Genomic DNA, 18,223 nt, shown 5'->3' with positions numbered 1-18,223 from the left:
GGAAGCTAGTTTATGGCCCATTATAAAAAAGCTAGACAATAACTGTCTAGCTCCTCTACTTTATCTTCTTTCAGCTGTCCGTCAGATTAATACCGCTTTTTTTTAGGGTTTCAATTATTTCAACTCACATGACCTGACTATGCTGGTTATTGTAAAGGTTAGCATAAAACCCATCCTTCTCTAATAACTGTTCATGTGATCCCTGTTCCATAATCTTGCCGTCATTAATAACTAGAATAACATCTGCATCTTTAATTGTACTAAGTCGATGAGCAATTACAAAGCTTGTTCTACCCTTCATTAAAGTTTTCATTGCTTCTTGAATATGAAGCTCTGTTCTTGTATCAACACTGCTTGTTGCCTCATCTAATATAAGAATAGAAGGATTCGCAAGCAGGGCTCGAGCAATTGTTAACAGCTGTCTTTGTCCTTGACTTAGATTACTTCCTTCCACGCTTAAGGGGGTGTTATATCCATTTGGCAGCTTTCTTATAAAAGAATCTGCATTAGCAAGCCTTGCAGCGTCTTCTACTTCCTTGTCTGTTGCATCTAGACGACCATAACGAATATTTTCCAGAATCGTCCCAGAGAACACATAAGCATCTTGCAAGACAAGGCCAATTTGTTTTCTTATCTCTTTCTTATCTAATGTATATATGTCCTTTCCATCGATTAAAATCTCTCCTGATTGAATATCATAAAAACGGGTTAATAGATTAATAATTGTTGTTTTTCCTGCTCCTGTTGGACCGACTAGAGCAATCTTTTGACCAGGTCTAGCATGGAGAGACAGATTTTTTAATATGGATACATCCTCATTATAACTGAAATGTACATTGTTAAACTTAACGTCCCCTTTAAATTCCGAATGAGAGCCTGCATGACTTTCTTCCCCATCCTCAGACTTCATATCTAGTATTTCAAATACGCGTTCAGCTCCTGCAATAGCTGATTGAAGCATATTATATTGGTTAGCGAGCTGGTTAAGCGGCTGACTAAATTGATTGGAATAGTTAAGAAAACTAACAATAATACCAATTGTAATCATCTCGTGATAAGCGAAGACTCCACCGCTTACCGCAATAATTAAAAAACTTAAGTTACGCATCGTATTCATAATAGGACCCATTGAGCCGGAAAGACTTTGAGCTTTAACACCAACTGATCTTAGGTTCTCATTCATATCTTGAAATTCTTCAATAAATCTATCTTCTCTTCCAAATCCTTTAACAACTCTTAATCCTGAAATACTCTCCTGCACAAACCCGTTCACTTCTCCTAAACTTTTTTGCTGCTCTGAAAAATAGCGACGCGTATATTTGGTAATTTTCTTTGTAATGAATACAATAATTGGCACAGTAAGCATTGTAACCAGAGTCATCGGGAGACTTAAACTAAGCATCATTACAATACTACCAACTAACATAAAGATACTTGAAATAAGTTGAATGACCGTTTGATTCAGGGTATTTGACACATTTGTAATATCATTTGTTGTTCGGCTCATTAGTTCGCCATGTGTCTTCTGATCAAAAAATTTAACTGGCAATGCTTGATATTTCTCAAATAAATCCTGCCGCATTTCTCGTACTGTTTCTTGTGATAAACTCGCAGCCGTATATTGTTGAAGCCATGTAAATACTGCTCCAAGCACATAAATTACTAACAAAACAATACTCATTTTCACAAGTCCGTTCCATCGATGTAGAACAATATAGTTATCAATCATCTTACCGATAAGATATGGACCAAGCAACAGCAAAAGGGAAGTTATCGCAGTATAGATGATAACTGACAATAAACTACGGCGTTGCTTTTTTAAATACTGCCATATTCTACGTAATGTCCCTTTTACATCCTTAGATTTTTCACCTTTCACTGTTCCTGGTCGTGGCCCCCTACCAGGCTGAAACCCCATTTGTGCTAGGTTAGTAGCGTCTTTGGATCCCCCATGATTATTTGTGCTCATAAGACACCTCCCTTTCACCAAACTGAGAGCGATAAATATCTTGATACACGCCACAACTCTCTAATAGCTCTTGATGTGTACCGCTTCCTACAATTGTTCCCTCATCCATTACGAGAATCTTTTCAGCATCTATACAAGATGAGATGCGCTGTGCGATGATGAATGTTATATTATTCTTTATTAACCCTTTTAAAGCATCGCGCAATTTTCTTTCTGTTTCAGAATCCAAAGCACTTGTACTATCATCCATAATTAAAATAGAAGGCTTAATTAGCAGTGTTCTAGCAATTGAAATACGTTGCTTTTGGCCTCCAGATAAATTAACCCCTTTTTGGCCGACCTTTGTGTCATAACCATGAGGTAGTTTGGAGATAAAATCATGTACTTGGGCTATCTTAGCAACCTCTATAATGTCTTCTTCTTTTGCATCTACTTTACCAAGTGAAATATTATCTCTTATAGAGCCCGTAAATAAAAAGGAATCTTGAAGAACCATTCCAATATTGTGTCGAAGTTCTGCAAGTGGAATATTTCGAATATCTCTTCCATCGATGACAACAGAGCCTGATGTTACATCATACAACCTTGGAATTAACTGCACAAGCGTTGATTTTCCAGCTCCTGTAGAGCCAATAATAGCCACAGTCTCTCCTCGAGAAGCTTCAAAGTTGATATCCCGTAATATTGAGTCCTCTCCTGTTTTGCTATTATTGTACGAAAAGTTTACATGTTTAAATGAGATATGTTCTCCTAGAAGTAAAGATTTTTTCTCACTTTTAGCGTCTACAATACTAGGTTCAGTAGACAAAACCTCTTGTATACGTTGAGCTGATACATTCGCACGAGACACGTCCATCAATCGGCCGCTTACCATAATTAACGAAGAAAGAGCCTGCACCACATAGTTAACAAAAGCAACCAAGTCTCCTACTTTAAAAGAGTCTCTCCAAACAAGAGGACCACTATATAAGAGAATGCCAACAAGACAAATGTTCATAATGAGCGTCATAATAGGAGAATTCAAGGCAATAAAACGTGAAGCTTTTATAGAACTTTGCGTGTAATCCCTATTAACTTTTTGAAATCTGTTTGTTTCATAACTTGAGCGCACAAAAGCTTTTACAACACGAATACCTGCTAGGTTTTCTTGTATTCTCGTATTTACCATATCTAGTTTTTGTTGAACTTTTGAAAACAGTGGATAAGAAAAACGCATAAGGACAATCAAAACGCCAATGAGTACAACAAGAGTTCCAAGCAAAATAAGGCCAAGCCGAAGGTTCATCAATAACGACATAATGACGCTACCAATGAGTAAACATGGGGCTCGTACAAGACCTTGAAGCGCTACTTGCACTAATGTTTGAACTTGTACAACATCATTTGTCATGCGCGTAATTAAAGATCCTGATTTAAACTTATCTATATCTTGAAATGAGAAGGTTTGCACTTTCTTATACAAATCTGCTCGAATATCTCCTCCAATATTTTGCGACGCCCGACTCGCAAAGATGTTACATCCGACCCCCGCTATTAAGGAAAGAAATGCTACTAAAAACATGAGTATTCCTGTATGTTCGATAACATTGAAATCTCGCTCTACTACCCCATTGTTTACAATATAAGCGGCTAACCTTGGCTGTAGTAAATCAAAGAACACTTCAAACAACATAAAAAGAGGGCCGAGAATAACGAATTTCCAATAAGGCTTTATGTATCCTTTTAATCCACTCACTTTCATTCGTCTCCTTGAGCTAAAATTTGTTCTTTCAATAAAATCATTATTTTTCTTCTTTCTCTGTTTTCTCTCTAGAGAGCTCTCTCTCCTCGGTTTCATGGAGCTCAAAATGTTTCGTAAATTCATCAATAACTAACTCAATTGCTTTCAACTCACCAAGAATAACTTGCTTAATTTCTGCATATTCTGGTGAATCAAGCTGTTGTTTTAATATTGTTCGTTTTATATGTAGTCTTTCTAAAAAATCTAATGCTCGACCTCTTCGAAATGTTTTAGCACCATGATGATGCCCTCTTTTATGACCGCCTCGATGCTTTTCACTTCTCATATAATCCTTAAAATCCTCCATTCATAAACACCCTTCCGTATACATTTGTATACACTTTTTTATATTTATACTGTATACAAACGTATACGATTTGTCAAACGAATTTTTTCTTATTTTCCAATCTCTTAATGCTCATTTGCTCATAGATTTTATGAATAAAAAGAACCCTACCTTGCATAAGGTAGGGATTGAATAAATATTTTCTTCCTGTTAGATGTTACAAAACTGCTGTCATTTCAATTTGCACTCTAAGTCCGTCTCTTAATTTTTGAACAGTGCTATGTCTTGCCGGACGATCATCTTCTTTTGGAAACATCTTCAGCCACTCTACATTAACCATTTTTTTATATTCACGATCAGTTAATGAAACGCTTAGATGAGCAATATCGTCGGTAGTTCCCCCAGCAAGCTCCATAATTTCTCTCATATAATGAAAAAGATTAGCTACCTCTTTTTCAACACTTTCTGGCATTTGACCTGTTTCTGGATCAGAACCAATGATTGCTGACGTATATACCATATTTCCGATTTTCACTGCTGTTGGTATTGGATTCTGATGATTAGATCCTTTCACATGTAAAACTTGACGTTTTGCCATTCATCCATTCGCTCCTTTTCAAAATTCACCAATTCTCTATACATTTAATTCATTTGATTTCAGGCATTTCTTTTTAAACTCATCTTCATAATAAACAACCTGCTCTTTTTCAAGCGTTGGTCTAAGATTGTAGAAGTCTAAGCTTAGTTCTCCTCGTGTAATTTTCTGCTTTGTTCCCTCTTCTTTTTGGAGACGTTGTTTTGATAACTCTAATGTAGACTGAAAATCTTCTTTTTTCACAACAACAACGCCATCCTCATCCGCTATGATCAAATCACCTGGATCAACCGAAGCTCCGGCACAAACAGTAGGTGCATTTACCCAACCACCTCTTGTCTTAGTCGTTCCTTGAGATAATACTGCTCTCGTCCAAATCGGAAAACCTAATTCACGAATTTGAGCTACGTCTCGTATTCCTGAATCAATGATAACACCTTGAACCCCACGTTTAATTAAGGCAGAAACAATTAATTCCCCAATCATACCTGCTACTCCCTCGCCTACAGTTGTAATAACAAGGACATCACCTGGTTTACAAACTTCAATTGCAGCATGAATCATTAAGTTATCTCCTGCATGACAAACAGCCGTTACTGCAGGACCGCAGACTAATGTTTTCTCTAAAATAGGCTTCAAACTATTATTCATAAGTCCAATCTTACCTTGCGCTTCATAAACAGTTGAAACATCAAGTTTCTTATATTCTTCAATAAGTGTTGCGTGGGGTCTTGTAATATTCTTTACAACGTATTTTTCCATTAGATGAATTCACTCCCAACATAAGGGAAAAAACGGCTAAATGCTTCAGCATACTTATATTCGTTGTTTCCAGAACATCTACGAGCATGGTTCCCGCGCAGTTGTGCCTTTGCTCCATAATAATTAATTAAATGGTTCTGTGCTTTAAAGCAATTCATAGCTGCTTGCTTTTGCTCATACGTTTCAGTTATGTCAATAATCACTTCTGGTTTGAAATCACTAATTTCCGATTGGTGTGGTTCAAAACCAAAGATACTAGCTTGTTTTGTTCTCTCTGTTCCCTCTAATCTAACTCCATTCGAAGTTGATAAAACACTTGCATCAAATACAAATTTAGAGACTGTCTCATGGTCAGGGTTAAAGGCATCTCTAGGTCCGTGAGTTAATATATGATGAGGTTTTACTTCTCTAATTTTACGAACGAGGCGATCCATTCGCTCTGAATTAATCTCCATGTGATAGTCTTGATAATCCCAAATTTCGAAATTTTCAACCCCTAGACATTTTGCTGCTGCTTCAATTTCTCCTTGTCGATGAGCTTTTACACCTTCTAACGTTTGGCCTTCAATATTCCAAAGATCGTTTGATTCTCCTCTTGCTCCATAACTTAAAATGACAAGCGATACGTTCGCTCCGTGGCTTACGTACTTAGCGATTGTACCGCCACCTCTCCAAACAAAATCTGCAGCGTGTGCACTTACAACTAATAAATTCGTATTCTTATCAATCATTTTCCATCCCCCTAAATTCTTTGATTAAGTTCTAAAAAACGAATTTGATACTCAATATTGTTCAACAATTTTGTTTACATATTTAGTATAGAATGCGTTTTCATTCTTGTCAATATTCATTTCTTTCTAAGAACAAAAGGAAATGTTGAATGATGTAACATTTATAATGAACATTTAGGAACTTTTAAAGCGATTTCATAAATCATTATAAAAAAAAGATGAGGTCTCCCTCATCTTAAACTAGATTATAATAGCAATGAAAAATTCTCTTTAATTGTAGTACGTACATTTGCAATATGGTCCATTACCGCTTCTTGGGCTAATTCTTCATCATAAGTTTTTAATGCTTCAAAAATTTTTTTATGTTCTTGAAAAGAGCTTTGGTTTCTCCCAGGAATCAATATTGTTCTAAAATGATACCTTGATAATTGTGTTCTAATGACATTCAAAATTTTAACTGCTTGTTGATTCTTTGAGGCTTGATACATAATGCGATGAAATTCTTTATTTAAATTAGAATACTCATCAAATTGATTTTGTTTCAATGAAACGTCCATCTGTTCTAATATTTCTTCTAACTTATTCAGTTCAACATCCCTGATGTTTTTGGTCGCTGTACGGGCTACTAATCCCTCTAACACTTCACGTATTTCTAAATAGTTCATCATCTCTTCTAAAGTATATGCTTTGATAAATGCCCCTTTATTCTTTTCAATCTCTACTAAATTTTCTTGTTCTAGTTTTAATAAAGCTTTTTTAATTGTATTTCGGCTAACTCCAATGACTTCCGAAAGTTCATTCTCTGTTAATTTTTGAGAAGGTTTATAACTTCCATCTAATATTTTTTCTTTTATAAATTGATAAGCATTCTCCATGGGTCTACTCATAGATTGATCCCTCTTTACTCAAGTTTATAGTTATATTATACCAACATCATTGATTAATTAATACAATATTGTTGAACAATAAATAGTAATATAACATGCTTTTACATCCTTATTTCATAAGTAGAACGGGTAGCGCTGATGTACTATATAATTTTTAACGTGACAATAGCGCATTACAACAAGATCCTTCCTAATTTAGAGCACTAATCTTATATGTTAGCTATTGATGTTATAATCCAAATTCCCATTTCATATATATTTTTATACTGCTAGTTAGACTAGGATGAACAAGATCCAATATGGAGAGTTATATATTATTAAATGACTATATGATGAAGCCAATTATTAAGAGAATAACAAAATCCCCAATCTAGCTGTTTAGCAGCTAGATTGGGGATAATAACAGAAGTTTTTAGATATTAATAAAATGAACCGTTACTTTGAGTCATTAAAATGAACTTGTATGTTCTCTTTATATGTCAAAGAAACAGTAGTCGAGTTTTTCTTCACAAAAAATAGAAAAATACAAGCAAATACTCCAGGAAGGGCAAAAGTAATAAAACATAAACTCATAGAAATATTAAATGTGAGTAGCATTCCACCTAAAGTAGGTCCAAGCATTCCACCTAATCTTCCAACACCATTTGCTAAACCGATACCTGTAGAACGTACATCATTAGGATAATATTGTGATACAAAGGCGTTTAACAGGCTTTGAGCCCCCATTGTACAAACCCCTGTAATACCAACTAAAGAATAAAGAAAAAAAGTGTTACCTTTTATTCCAAGCAATGCAAGACACACTGCTCCAAGCATGTACATACACATCAATAATTTCTTAGAACCTTTTCGATCTGCAATAATACCTAATAAAATGGTTCCTACTAGAGCTCCACCATTTAAGGTAATAGCAAAACTTAAACTCGATACAAGAGGATAACCAGATTGTTCCATTAATTTAGGTAACCAAGTATTTAGTCCATAAATCATTAATAAACTCATAAAATATACCGCACAAAAAAGGAAAGTGCTTAGCGCAAGTTTATTCTTGAATAATTTTGAAATAAACATACCTGTACTTTTATCCTCTACATCTTTTACATCATTGTATTCACTTTTAAGTTTTGCTCTATAGCTTTTATCTATTTTATAAAATGTCTTTTCTATTGCATCTAACTTTTCATTTCGAGTAAGAAAATGAATCGATTCTGGTAAAACTTTGTTCATTAAAGGAATTAAAAACAACGGAATAATGGAAAACCACAGAACAGAACGCCATCCAATAGAGGACATAAACAACACAGTAACAGCTGGTGCCAACATTCCCCCAACTTGATTTCCACAAAGAACAAGAGTAATAGCCTTATTTCGTTTCTCTTTAGGAATATATTCAGTTAATAGGGTAATGACAGTAGGTAAAGCCCCACCAAATCCAATCCCAGCAAGAAATCTACACCATGAGAACCAAACGGGATCATTTGCAAAGCCAGATAAGGTTGTGAACCCACTAAAAAAGATGACGGATACAATTAACAGCTTTTTTCTTCCAAATCGATCTGCTAACATACTTAGGATGATAGAACCAAACATCATACCAAACAAGCCATAACTTCCAATGACACCCGCTTGAATTGGCGATAAAGACCATTCTTTAATTAAAACAGGTACGACAGATCCGTAAACAACTAAATCATAGCCTTCAAATGAAATGATAAACAAGCACCAAAATACCAAATGGTAATGAAAGCGCTTAAATTTACTTTCATCGAGAAACCTTTGCAGAGCATATACGTTCATAAATATTCTCCTCCGCTATTATATTTTGATAAAACTAGAGGTTGTTATATATCATGTTTCGAACTTAAAATTTGACAACGTTTACAATTTTAAGTTCGAAACAATTTCAATGTTTATTTATTTAATACTGGCGTACCATACGTATGGAAGGTAGATACCGTTTTGTTTCCCCAAGCCTGGCCCTTCGCACGATCTTCTTCTGTCCAAGTAATTGGTTCCCAATCTGGGGCTGTAATATAGTATCCCCCTGTACATATCTCTATTCTTGTTCCACCTGGTTCATATACATACGTGGCAAAGGTTTGTTGTATAGCATGCTTACTTGGGGCAAATTCTATAAACACCCCATTATCTAAAAAGATGTCGGCCGCTCTCAAAACCGCTTCACGACTTTCTAAATTAAATGTAAGGTGATGTAATCTCCCTTTTTCTCCTGTTCCATCCAAAGTATAAGCAATTTCATATGCTTTGTTCGTAAGATGCAACCAAGCTCCAGCTTGTTCTCCATTATTGAGAACAATTTGTTCACTTAATTTACAACCTAATTCATTACGCATGAAGATACTATTCTTATCTATCTTTGAAGCAAGCAAGTTAATATGATCCAGTTGCTTCACCCCTACCCCTCGAGCAGTATACTTTTGTGGTTGATTTTTTAACGATGGTTTTAAATGAGCGGGCGGAGCATATTTTTCTGTTTCGTAATATATTTCCATCACATGACCATCTGGGTCAGTGAAACGATAACTTTTGCCATGGCCAATATCACCTTCCGTCCAGCCACGTCCATAGCCCGTTCTTTCTATTGAATTGGCTCTTCTTTCTAGCGCTTCTGGACTGTACGTTCTCATCGCCATGTGCCCTAAACCTGCTTTTTTATCTTCTGTTAACTTTAAACTATACAATTCATAATCATTCCACGCTCTTAAGTACACAGATTGTTTTTCTCTCTTTACTTCTTCCATCCCTAAAATATTTGTAAAGAAATTAAGACTATCCTCAATTTTTGGTGTTAACAATTCTACATGCCCTAAATGCGCTACATCCCTTACTTGTTCATTATTAAGCATTTCAACATCCCCTTTTACTGAACAATATTGTTTAACAATTTTGATTATAATTAAGTTTTCTTTTACTGTCAATCAAAGTTTGAATAGTCAGAAACTACCGATTCTTAAAGATTATAAAGAACAACTAGATTATGGAATGTTTTATAATAGATAAAACTACTAAATCATTAAAGCCGTTTAACTCCCTCTCTAATAAAACTAAATCCCTTTATCCCCATTTGCAATTGACAGAATAATCAAAGTAAATTACAATTTTATTACAACATTGTTTAACAATTTTGTTTTTGTTTAAGTATCTGACATCTGCTCGATATATAAGAGTCTGAAATGAATCATTTAAAAACCGTACATAAAATCCAAAAATTCACAACCAAATGAGGAAGAAGAAACTTATACCGTACTAAAGTTTTTGCATCTCCTCTAACTAGAGAGAATATTCGCTGTTTAGATAAAAGCCAAGGGATAACAGAATCTAAAAAAGAATGGGGAAAGTCCAACAATAGAGGCTAAACATGTAGTACTTGCTCACAATGATTGGATAGTAGGAGGAAGAAAAAATATATTTTTAAGAAATCAATTATTACCCAAAAGTCTTGGTTTCTTCTTTTATTCGTAAGGAGAGTAGCTCTATGATACTTTATATTATTGTACTTTTATTTCTCATCTTTCAAACAAGTGTACGAGGAAATACTGTGCTCGTCACTTTATATGCTGTAGATCTTCATGCTTCACCTACCTATTTAGGAATAATTGTAGCGGCAACCTCTCTCTTTCCTATGTTTTTTGCAACTTATGCAGGGAGATTATCAGATCAATGGGGCTATCGCTTCTTGTTTATTACGGGGACAATGGGAACAGGAGTTTCCTTGCTATTACCCTATTTTTTTGAAAATCAGTTATTTGTTCTTTTACTGTCACAATCTTTATTTGGTCTGTTTCAAATTTTTACTATTGTAACGGTTCAAAACTTAATTGGGGCTTTAAGTAATAAAAAAACTCGTTCACATCATTTCGCCGTATTTAGTTTAGGTGTTTCAATTTCTAATTTTTTAGGTCCTTTACTTACGGGTTTTTCTATTGATCATCTTAGTTTCTCTCAAACTTATTTACTACTAGCTGTTTTTGCTATTGTGCCTGGAGTTTTAATCATGTTTAATATGATCCATTTACCAAGACCTTTAACTCCACCAATCGAAGAAAAGAATAATTTTAGAGAGTTACTTTTTAATCGTTCACTTAGAAAAACTTATATTACTAGTGGCATTATTTTAACTGGGGTAGGAATGTATGAGTTTTATTTTCCTGTATATGCTAAAAGTATTCATCTTTCCGCCTCACTTATTGGAATTATTTTAAGCTGTAACGCTATAGCTTATATCCTCTCACGCTTATTAATGAAACCATTAGTAGATAGATTTAAAGAAGAGAGTATTTTAAGCGGTTGTCTATTTGTCTCTGCTGTAGCCTTTCTTCTCATCCCTATATTTACTAATCCGTTTCTATTAATGATTTCTTCTTTTATTATGGGATTAGGATTAGGTTGCTGTCAGCCTTTATCAATTGTAATGGCCTATAACGCTTCTCCTCAAGGTCGTACAGGAGAAGTGTTAGGGATACGTCTTACGATTAATAAATCTGTTCAATTTCTTGTACCTATTGTTTTAAGTCCACTGGGTTCCTTATTTGGATTCTCACCTGTTTTTTGGTCTAATTCGATTTTATTTTTGCTTAGCAGCTACTCACTTTCAGAGAAAAAGCATTTTTCAAAAATAAATTTGTTTAATAAATAATGTCTGTAGAAGGATACTTTTAAGACACTTTTAGAACAGATATTGTTACTAAAATACAAGACAGTAAAAAGAACATGCCAATAAGCCTGTTTCTTTTACTATCTCTATTGAGCGAAGGAAATAAATGTCCTTTTAGTTACCTAAAGACAACCTCTTATAAATTAGTGAAGGAACATAGGATTAGTTTTAGCAAGGTCAGTATAATTAAGAAGAAACTCGTAAAAAATGTATAAATTTATAGATAGAGGCAAATAACCTCGATAAGGCCACCTATCACAAAGAAATGAGAAATAAATGAAAGACTAGATATTGGTTCATTTATCAATAAACTCCTCACTTCATAAAAACACAATATAATACCATATAAACTAATTATTCTTCCTTATATAATCCATGTGCTATGCAATTTTAGTTTATCTAATGAAGATTATAAGCATTAGAAAAGGTTGGGCGTCTAGTTGCCCAACCTCAATTGCATATAATAAAAGAAGAGTAAATTTTCCTGAATATACAATATAACCTTTTGTTTCTTCCAACATCTTTCTTCATTGGTTGAAATTTATTATCTCTTTCCAAAAAGTTATTTATCTCCTCACTTTATCAAATTCCAAGTGCTTTTTTTGTTGCAGGCCCTACAATTCCATCTACTGCTAAATGGCGGGCTTTTTGAAATTGACGAACAGCCTGATCGGTATTCGCACCAAAAATCCCGTCTACTCCTTTGGTACTATATCCAAGAGATGTTAACTTACGCTGAAGAACTTGCACTTCGCTACCTCGACTACCTTTCTTTAAGATAGTTCCGGTAGAAGGCCCTGGGGTTGATCCATTGTTATTATTGCCTGATCCGATAAGTCCATATGCTATTGCAATAGAATCGAATGATTTTCCGGAAGTTGTGATGATAACAGTTGTATTGGTTGGCACTTGGCTAAATAGCCACTCTACATCATTATCATACATACGAATACATCCACTGCTTACATAATAACCAATTGAACTTGGATTATTGTTACCATGAATCGCATAAGTTGTCCCCCAAGTTCCGCGCGCATTCAACCCAAGCCATCGGTTCCCAAGTGGATTTCTTGGATCGCCCCCTGGGATGTTTTCCGTATAGTAAGGTCGATTCACAATCTTATTCACAATCTTAAATGTACCTTCCGGTGTTAAAGATGGAGTTCTCCCTGTGCCCACTTTAAAGACTCTCTTCAAATGGCTATTTTCATAATAAGCAAGCTGATTGTTTGCCTTATTAACAATGATAAATTTACTGCCTGCTGCAGAACTAGTAATTCCCCCTACACTAAAGAACACAAGAAACACCAAAATAAAGAGTATAAACCCTTTTTTAATCAATTCTTTTCCCCCTTTTTAATTCTCAATAATCTCTCTCTTTTTATAATCTTTTCAATTTATTTAATGAACATTTTTCTTGTCCTATTACCAAATAAAATATTTATGTAGATTAAAATTTTAGTTGTTGAAAAAGCAGAAAAAAACCTACTGTCCCACAGTAGGTTTTTTCTGTTTTATAGATTGTATATGATATATAAACTTAGTTAATATAATCTTTGTTATCGGAAGTTACCACTTGGGGTAGTACCAGCAGAGCTGACACCACCCTCAATGTAGATATAATCAAATGAGGAATTATTTAGTGGTGACCTCGTTATATCCCTGCTGAGCAACTATGATTTCAAGCTTTGGATAAACCTCCAAGAATTTGCGGACATGCCCCTGCTCGCTTCCACTTCATCCATCCAACTCCGCTCCAACTCCGCGCCAGGTCATGGTTCTTTCCCAATAAGACCGATGAATTTCACCGGCCTTTTTTTAAACGAACACGTGCCGCGGGCTCGATATCAGTCTTCAATTGCCTGGTAGACCAAGGTCCAGAAGTCGTGGATAAGCTGCGTTGAATCTGGAGTGGAGGCCCCGACCTGGGTGAGCAGAATTCCGGTGAGCTCTTTTTCTGGATCAGCATACGTCGCGGTCCCGCTTCCGCCGTCCCAGCCGAACTGGCCGATGGACGCGTAGTCACCACGGTAAGTACGCACCGCCATCCCGAATCCCCATCCGCCGTGCTGCCCTTGGCCGAATGACACATGGACGTTGTTGCGGGCCATGGTGTTTCGGGCAGCTTGTTGCTCGGGCGTGAGGCGGTTGGTGGTCATCAGCTGGACAGCGGGGCGGGATAGGATTCGTTCGGTCCCGTGCATCCCATGATTTAGCAGCATACGGAAGTAGGCATGGTAGTCGTCGACGGTGGAGACCAGTCCGCCTCCACCGCCCTGGAACGCCGGAGGCTGGCTGTAGCGTCCCCCCTCAGCTTCGTCCCACACTATAAACTCTCCGGTCTGCGGGTCAGGGGCGTAGAGGATTGGCAGCCGGTCAATCTTGTCGGCAGCCACGTGGAAACCAGTGTCCTTCATGCCTAAGGGGTCGAAAATGCGTTCACGCAGGAACGTCTCAAACGACTGGCCCGTGACCCTGGCGACAAGAACGCCAAGTAGATCGTTGCTGATTTGGTACTGCCAGCGCTCTCCGGGGTGACGCATTAGTGGAAGCGTGCCAAGGCGGCGCATCCACTCATCCGGCTCGGGCATCGGCTCCGGTAGATTGGGCGTAAGCCCCTGCTCGAAGATTGCGTTCATGATGGGAGTGCCCAGCGCCGTCATATCCATGCCGAGCCCGAATGTGGAGGTTAACAGGTCCCGTACAGTGATCGGCCGCCGCGCCGGTACAGTGTCGTCCAGCGGGCCGTCAGCCCGTTTTAGTACCCGCCGGTCGGCGAGTTCGGGCAGCCATGTCTCTACCAAGTCGTCCAGCCGCAACCGGCACTCGTCGAGCAGGATCATCACCGGTGCGATCGCGACCGGCTTGGAAGTGGACGCCATCCGGAAAATCGTGTCCCGGCGCATCGGTGCGCCGCCGTCATGGCGCATCGTGCCGATCGTTTCGACATGCGTCTCACCGTACCGGCTGACCAGGGCGACGAGCCCGGGAATCTTCCCGGACTCCACATGCCGTGCCAGCACATCGCGCATTCTGCGCAGCCCTGTTTTGGAGAAGCCGCTGTTGCTTTTTCTTTTTGTAATCTTTTTCATTTGGTTTTCCTCTCTTTACTTTTATTATCAGCCCTCTTTGTTCTACAAATTCTCTTTTGTTATTCATGCTTGGAAGCCCTTTGCCACTCTATCTACTCTATTTTCTTTTGAATATAAATATAACTGTTCGTTAAATTCTATACCTAAAGGTACGACTATTCGATGAATAAGATTTAAATTTTGCATAAACAAAAAAGAAGGTGTCCCAAAAGTATAACTTTTAGGAACACCTCCTTTTTCTATATTAAAACATTTGTACAAGCTTCCTTGCTGAATCTGCTCCGTTTTTGATACAGTCAGGGATGCCTACTCCGTAATAGGAACAACCGGCAAGGATGATTCCAGGATAGTCGGCTGTCATTTTGCTTTCCAGAGCTTCTACACTTTGCGGATGGATAATCAAATAATTCGGCATTTGGTCTGTCCAATTGGTTACTTCACTGGCTATTGGCTCAGCGTCAATCCCCAAGCTTTTGTGAATATCGCCTCGGGCAATCTCAAGCAGTTCCTCTTTGTTCATGTTCTTTAATGAAGCGAATGAAGGATGACTGCTTTTATAAAAAAGTCTGACTAGCAGATTGCCGGATTTTGAGGTATGGCCCCATTTTCGGCTTGTCCATGTACAGGCATTGCAGCACAATTCATTAGTATTCGCAGTGATGAAGCCCGTTCCATCCGCGGGAAGGATGCTGTCAGGCACGTTAAAGCCAAGATACACACTAACCAGTGAGCTGCTTTTCAACCCAGTAAATTCGTTTTTAAGATCCGGGTCATTGATTAAAGATTTAGCAGCTGTATGCGGAATGCTAAGTATGATGTAGTCCGCTTCGATCCTTTCCTGATTATTTAGATACACATGGTAATGGCTGTTTTCTTTTTCAATTTTATGGACTTTGGTATTTTTCAAAATCTCAGCATCAACAAGATTTTCCTCAAACGCATGAATCAATGTATCTAAGCCATTTTGAAAAGAAAGAAATTTTCTTTCCCCGCCTTTAAATTTCTGTTTATTAGCTTCAAGCCCTTTTATAATACTTCCGTATTCTTCCTTATAATCTATTAAATACGGAAGAGTAGAGGCAATGGTTAAGTCACTGAGTTTTCCGGAATAGACACCGGAAAGAACAGGGGCAATTTGTTTTTCAACCAACTCTGTTCCAAGAAAATACTCAAGAAAGGCACCGATAGAATCGTTTTTCGTGAATATTTTATTAGTTGTATACAAATCCTTCAGTGCCGCCACTTTTCCTTCGGCAGAAACGAGCGTGCTCTTCGCCAACGATTCCAGGCTTGCAGGAATTCCGAAGACAGCATCATCCGGAATGGGCTTCAATTCTCCGTCAGTGTATATATAAGAACGGCCTGTCGCATTGTAAACAACCTCCTGTTCTAAACCAAGTTCTTCAACGACAGGCATTTTTTCCAATTTACGAGATACAATCGAATCTGCACCTGCTTCCATTAAAAAACCATTTCGTGTGACTGTTCGGATTTTCCCGCCAAGCTGATTGGACGCTTCAGCCAGAACGAGTCTGACATCTTCCCCATTTGCCTTTTTCCATTTTTGTAATTCATACATGGCTGATAACCCCGTTATACCGCCACCAATCACAACAATTGTTTTCACTTACTTCCACCTCTTATATAATTCCATATCTTAGAAGGCGACAGATGCCATCCAAGCATTTACAGGCATTATCCAAATTTCATCACTAATATTAATAATAGTGTCGCTAATTTTAAAATCCTTTTGTTTTATTATAAAGGTGAACGTTTTAGGATGAAAGGAATTAGTTGATTGTTAACATTGAAAGGTGCGTTTGAATAAGACCAACATGTTAAAGTAAATGGTATTTAACAATTGGGATGCCGTTTAAAAAAGAGAAAAAACAGAGGAACCATATATATAATTCAAAGTCTTATAATTGCTGTTCTTTTTACTTGGGTTATATTGAGGTTCCTCGACTAACGCAATCGTTAGTTGAGGAACAAAAAAAGATTGACAATTAACTCTCCTAGTCTTCTGCAGTTTCAGATTTCATTAGTTTTAGACTATTTTCTCCAGGGCTTTCTACAATGTTAATTTAACTTCACCCATTTATACTTATTCATGATTTGACAACCATTTTTCATAAATAAATACTAAAGGTTTATTTAATACTTACTTAAGATTCCATTGTGAATATGATGTTCCATATGCTCAAGATAGTCTTTTATAAGCCACTCTAGTGTTTGCTGTTGATTATTTCCTATATCACAAAGATTGGATAGCTTTCCATGGGGAGTATTTTTAATAATAGTGGTAATTTGCTTATTTAACGTTTGAAAAAGGTTTACTATTTCATCAAGTGGTCGACCTTGATAATCCTGAACCATTACCCATTGATCCTGATTATACACTTGAATCCTATATACTGGTTCTTCATATTGAATTTTTATAAACCTTTCAATGTTATTTATCGCAGAGTCACATAGATGGCCTAAGATCTCTTTTTTAGACCATTTATTTTGGGATGGTCGATTAGAAATTTCTTCTTCAGACATAGAGTTGTACTCTTCTGGTAATCTTTTTATCCAATGATGGATGCTCTCTACTACGTTTTGCATATTTTTATCCCCCTAAATTCATTTATAAAGCTAATCTTTAGCCTCCACCTCTAAAATCCCTTTACTAAATAACCTTCCCTCGCCAATCTATCTTGTTCTAAAAGTTTATTTAACAATATGGATCAATTGCGGAAATATGTCTTACTCATCCTCATTCACCGCTTGAGATTGACTAATCTCCATTAATTAGTTCCTTCATTTCATGGATTCTTATATTCTAAAAAGAGCTCATGCGTCTCAATATGAATTGGAACTAACCAATTCTCCTGAACTTACGCATATTGGTGAAGCTTTTTGGCGTCCTCCTTGTCAGCTTATATAATTAAATATATAATCGCTAATAGTAATCACTCTAAAAAAATCAGAATGTCTGTGAACCTAACAGCTTCATAGGCTATGTTAGGAGGAAACGATGTCAGAAGGAAGTGCGGTAGAACAAAACCAGGCAATCGCAGCATTCGAGTCCGTCATCCAAAAGTCTGAGCATGCGTTAGATAGTATGGCATCAGATATTCCCGCCCGTAAGACATTGATAAAACGATTAAAAGCCGCAAAGGTTGGATTGGCGGTTTTGCAGTCTGTCTGGCAAGAAAAGTCTTTTAAATACGATACGACAGAAAGCAAGGAAGCACGAAATGTTTTAGCAGGAATGCTTCCGATGTTGGGTAAGTTTTATGATAAGGAAAAACAAGGAAGTTCACAGCATACATTAATACAGCGACGCATTGCTGCCTTTGAACTTGCAGTGAAATTTCTTGATGAGCGATCCTAAAAATTGGAGAGTGTAAGACAAAAAGCCGGAACGTCGATTTCCGGCTTTTGTCTACAGTCTGAGAGGA

General features: G+C 37.0%; 15 protein-coding genes. 2 read left to right on the top strand and 13 right to left on the bottom strand.

Translation table 11 applies throughout. The annotated features are described in order from the left end of the window. Positions 1 to 124: 124 nt before the first annotated feature. The 9 genes from B9N79_RS07525 to B9N79_RS07485 form a co-directional block, all read right to left on the bottom strand. Entirely contained in the window at positions 125 to 1,969 is a 1,845-nt protein-coding gene (locus B9N79_RS07525) for an ABC transporter ATP-binding protein (protein WP_046217074.1), read from the bottom strand. Then, positions 1,956 to 3,710 (bottom strand): ABC transporter ATP-binding protein, encoded by a 1,755-nt coding sequence (locus B9N79_RS07520; protein ID WP_040057964.1) that lies wholly within the window; start codon positions 3,708 to 3,710, stop codon positions 1,956 to 1,958. The genes B9N79_RS07525 and B9N79_RS07520 overlap by 14 nt, the downstream gene beginning before the upstream one ends. 40 nt (positions 3,711 to 3,750) lie before the next feature. Further along, entirely contained in the window at positions 3,751 to 4,056 is a 306-nt protein-coding gene (locus B9N79_RS07515; RefSeq protein WP_094041228.1) for a hypothetical protein, read from the bottom strand. A 196-nt stretch (positions 4,057 to 4,252) separates the two neighbouring features. Further along, entirely contained in the window at positions 4,253 to 4,633 is a 381-nt protein-coding gene (locus B9N79_RS07510) for a RidA family protein (RefSeq protein ID WP_040057965.1), read from the bottom strand. 36 nt (positions 4,634 to 4,669) lie between these two features. Continuing rightward, entirely contained in the window at positions 4,670 to 5,392 is a 723-nt protein-coding gene (locus B9N79_RS07505; protein WP_040057966.1) for a 4-carboxy-4-hydroxy-2-oxoadipate aldolase/oxaloacetate decarboxylase, read from the bottom strand. Further along, positions 5,392 to 6,123 carry a PIG-L deacetylase family protein gene (locus B9N79_RS07500; RefSeq protein WP_019395285.1) on the bottom strand — a complete coding sequence of 244 codons (732 nt, stop codon included), beginning with the start codon at positions 6,121 to 6,123 and terminating at the stop codon, positions 5,392 to 5,394. The genes B9N79_RS07505 and B9N79_RS07500 overlap by 1 nt, the downstream gene beginning before the upstream one ends. 245 nt (positions 6,124 to 6,368) lie before the next feature. After that, positions 6,369 to 7,010, bottom strand: a complete 642-nt coding sequence (locus B9N79_RS07495; protein WP_019395284.1) for a GntR family transcriptional regulator — start codon at positions 7,008 to 7,010, stop codon at positions 6,369 to 6,371. A gap of 435 nt (positions 7,011 to 7,445) precedes the next feature. Beyond that, positions 7,446 to 8,807 carry an MFS transporter gene (locus B9N79_RS07490; protein ID WP_040057967.1) on the bottom strand — a complete coding sequence of 454 codons (1,362 nt, stop codon included), beginning with the start codon at positions 8,805 to 8,807 and terminating at the stop codon, positions 7,446 to 7,448. Positions 8,808 to 8,920: 113 nt separating this feature from the next. After that, positions 8,921 to 9,877, bottom strand: coding sequence for a catechol 2,3-dioxygenase (locus B9N79_RS07485; RefSeq protein WP_046217072.1), 957 nt, complete (start codon positions 9,875 to 9,877; stop codon positions 8,921 to 8,923). Between the two features lie 629 nt (positions 9,878 to 10,506). Between B9N79_RS07485 and B9N79_RS07480 the strand changes: the two genes are divergently transcribed. Then, positions 10,507 to 11,667, top strand: coding sequence for an MFS transporter (locus B9N79_RS07480; protein WP_040057969.1), 1,161 nt, complete (start codon positions 10,507 to 10,509; stop codon positions 11,665 to 11,667). Positions 11,668 to 12,267: 600 nt separating this feature from the next. On the opposite strand, the gene B9N79_RS07475 is transcribed toward B9N79_RS07480, so the two are convergent. The 4 genes from B9N79_RS07475 to B9N79_RS07450 form a co-directional block, all read right to left on the bottom strand. Then, on the bottom strand, positions 12,268 to 13,026 hold the full coding sequence (locus B9N79_RS07475; protein ID WP_082023607.1) for a L,D-transpeptidase family protein: 759 nt from the start codon (positions 13,024 to 13,026) through the stop codon (positions 12,268 to 12,270). 506 nt (positions 13,027 to 13,532) lie between these two features. Next, entirely contained in the window at positions 13,533 to 14,777 is a 1,245-nt protein-coding gene (locus B9N79_RS07465) for a serine hydrolase domain-containing protein (RefSeq protein ID WP_046217071.1), read from the bottom strand. A gap of 244 nt (positions 14,778 to 15,021) precedes the next feature. Further along, positions 15,022 to 16,404 carry a protoporphyrinogen oxidase gene (hemG, locus tag B9N79_RS07455; RefSeq protein WP_046217070.1) on the bottom strand — a complete coding sequence of 461 codons (1,383 nt, stop codon included), beginning with the start codon at positions 16,402 to 16,404 and terminating at the stop codon, positions 15,022 to 15,024. A gap of 527 nt (positions 16,405 to 16,931) precedes the next feature. After that, a complete protein-coding gene (locus tag B9N79_RS07450; protein WP_046217069.1) occupies positions 16,932 to 17,384 on the bottom strand; it encodes a DinB family protein in 453 nt (150 codons plus the stop codon). A gap of 412 nt (positions 17,385 to 17,796) precedes the next feature. Here B9N79_RS07450 and B9N79_RS07445 point away from each other — a divergent pair, with 412 nt between their 5' ends. Next, positions 17,797 to 18,156, top strand: a complete 360-nt coding sequence (locus B9N79_RS07445; protein ID WP_040057972.1) for a hypothetical protein — start codon at positions 17,797 to 17,799, stop codon at positions 18,154 to 18,156. Positions 18,157 to 18,223 lie beyond the last annotated feature (67 nt).

Origin of the sequence: Priestia filamentosa (genome assembly GCF_900177535.1) — a bacterium.
Taxonomy (GTDB): domain Bacteria; phylum Bacillota; class Bacilli; order Bacillales; family Bacillaceae_H; genus Bacillus_I; species Bacillus_I filamentosa.
Note: the sequence above shows the minus strand (reverse complement) of the source record. Positions and strands in the feature narration are given on the sequence as shown.

What these genes read in the sequence shown, in the direction of transcription:
- B9N79_RS07480 (WP_040057969.1), top strand. Translation starts at nt 10,507, where the DNA reads ATGATACTTTATATTATTGTACTTTTATTTCTCATCTTTCAAACAAGT.
- B9N79_RS07495 (WP_019395284.1), bottom strand. Translation starts at nt 7,010, where the DNA reads ATGAGTAGACCCATGGAGAATGCTTATCAATTTATAAAAGAAAAAATA.
- B9N79_RS07505 (WP_040057966.1), bottom strand. Translation starts at nt 5,392, where the DNA reads ATGGAAAAATACGTTGTAAAGAATATTACAAGACCCCACGCAACACTT.
- B9N79_RS07485 (WP_046217072.1), bottom strand. Translation starts at nt 9,877, where the DNA reads ATGCTTAATAATGAACAAGTAAGGGATGTAGCGCATTTAGGGCATGTA.
- B9N79_RS07490 (WP_040057967.1), bottom strand. Translation starts at nt 8,807, where the DNA reads ATGAACGTATATGCTCTGCAAAGGTTTCTCGATGAAAGTAAATTTAAG.
- B9N79_RS07500 (WP_019395285.1), bottom strand. Translation starts at nt 6,123, where the DNA reads ATGATTGATAAGAATACGAATTTATTAGTTGTAAGTGCACACGCTGCA.
- B9N79_RS07525 (WP_046217074.1), bottom strand. Translation starts at nt 1,969, where the DNA reads ATGAGCACAAATAATCATGGGGGATCCAAAGACGCTACTAACCTAGCA.
- B9N79_RS07465 (WP_046217071.1), bottom strand. Translation starts at nt 14,777, where the DNA reads ATGAAAAAGATTACAAAAAGAAAAAGCAACAGCGGCTTCTCCAAAACA.
- B9N79_RS07510 (WP_040057965.1), bottom strand. Translation starts at nt 4,633, where the DNA reads ATGGCAAAACGTCAAGTTTTACATGTGAAAGGATCTAATCATCAGAAT.
- B9N79_RS07445 (WP_040057972.1), top strand. Translation starts at nt 17,797, where the DNA reads ATGTCAGAAGGAAGTGCGGTAGAACAAAACCAGGCAATCGCAGCATTC.
- B9N79_RS07520 (WP_040057964.1), bottom strand. Translation starts at nt 3,710, where the DNA reads ATGAAAGTGAGTGGATTAAAAGGATACATAAAGCCTTATTGGAAATTC.
- B9N79_RS07515 (WP_094041228.1), bottom strand. Translation starts at nt 4,056, where the DNA reads ATGGAGGATTTTAAGGATTATATGAGAAGTGAAAAGCATCGAGGCGGT.
- B9N79_RS07450 (WP_046217069.1), bottom strand. Translation starts at nt 17,384, where the DNA reads ATGCAAAACGTAGTAGAGAGCATCCATCATTGGATAAAAAGATTACCA.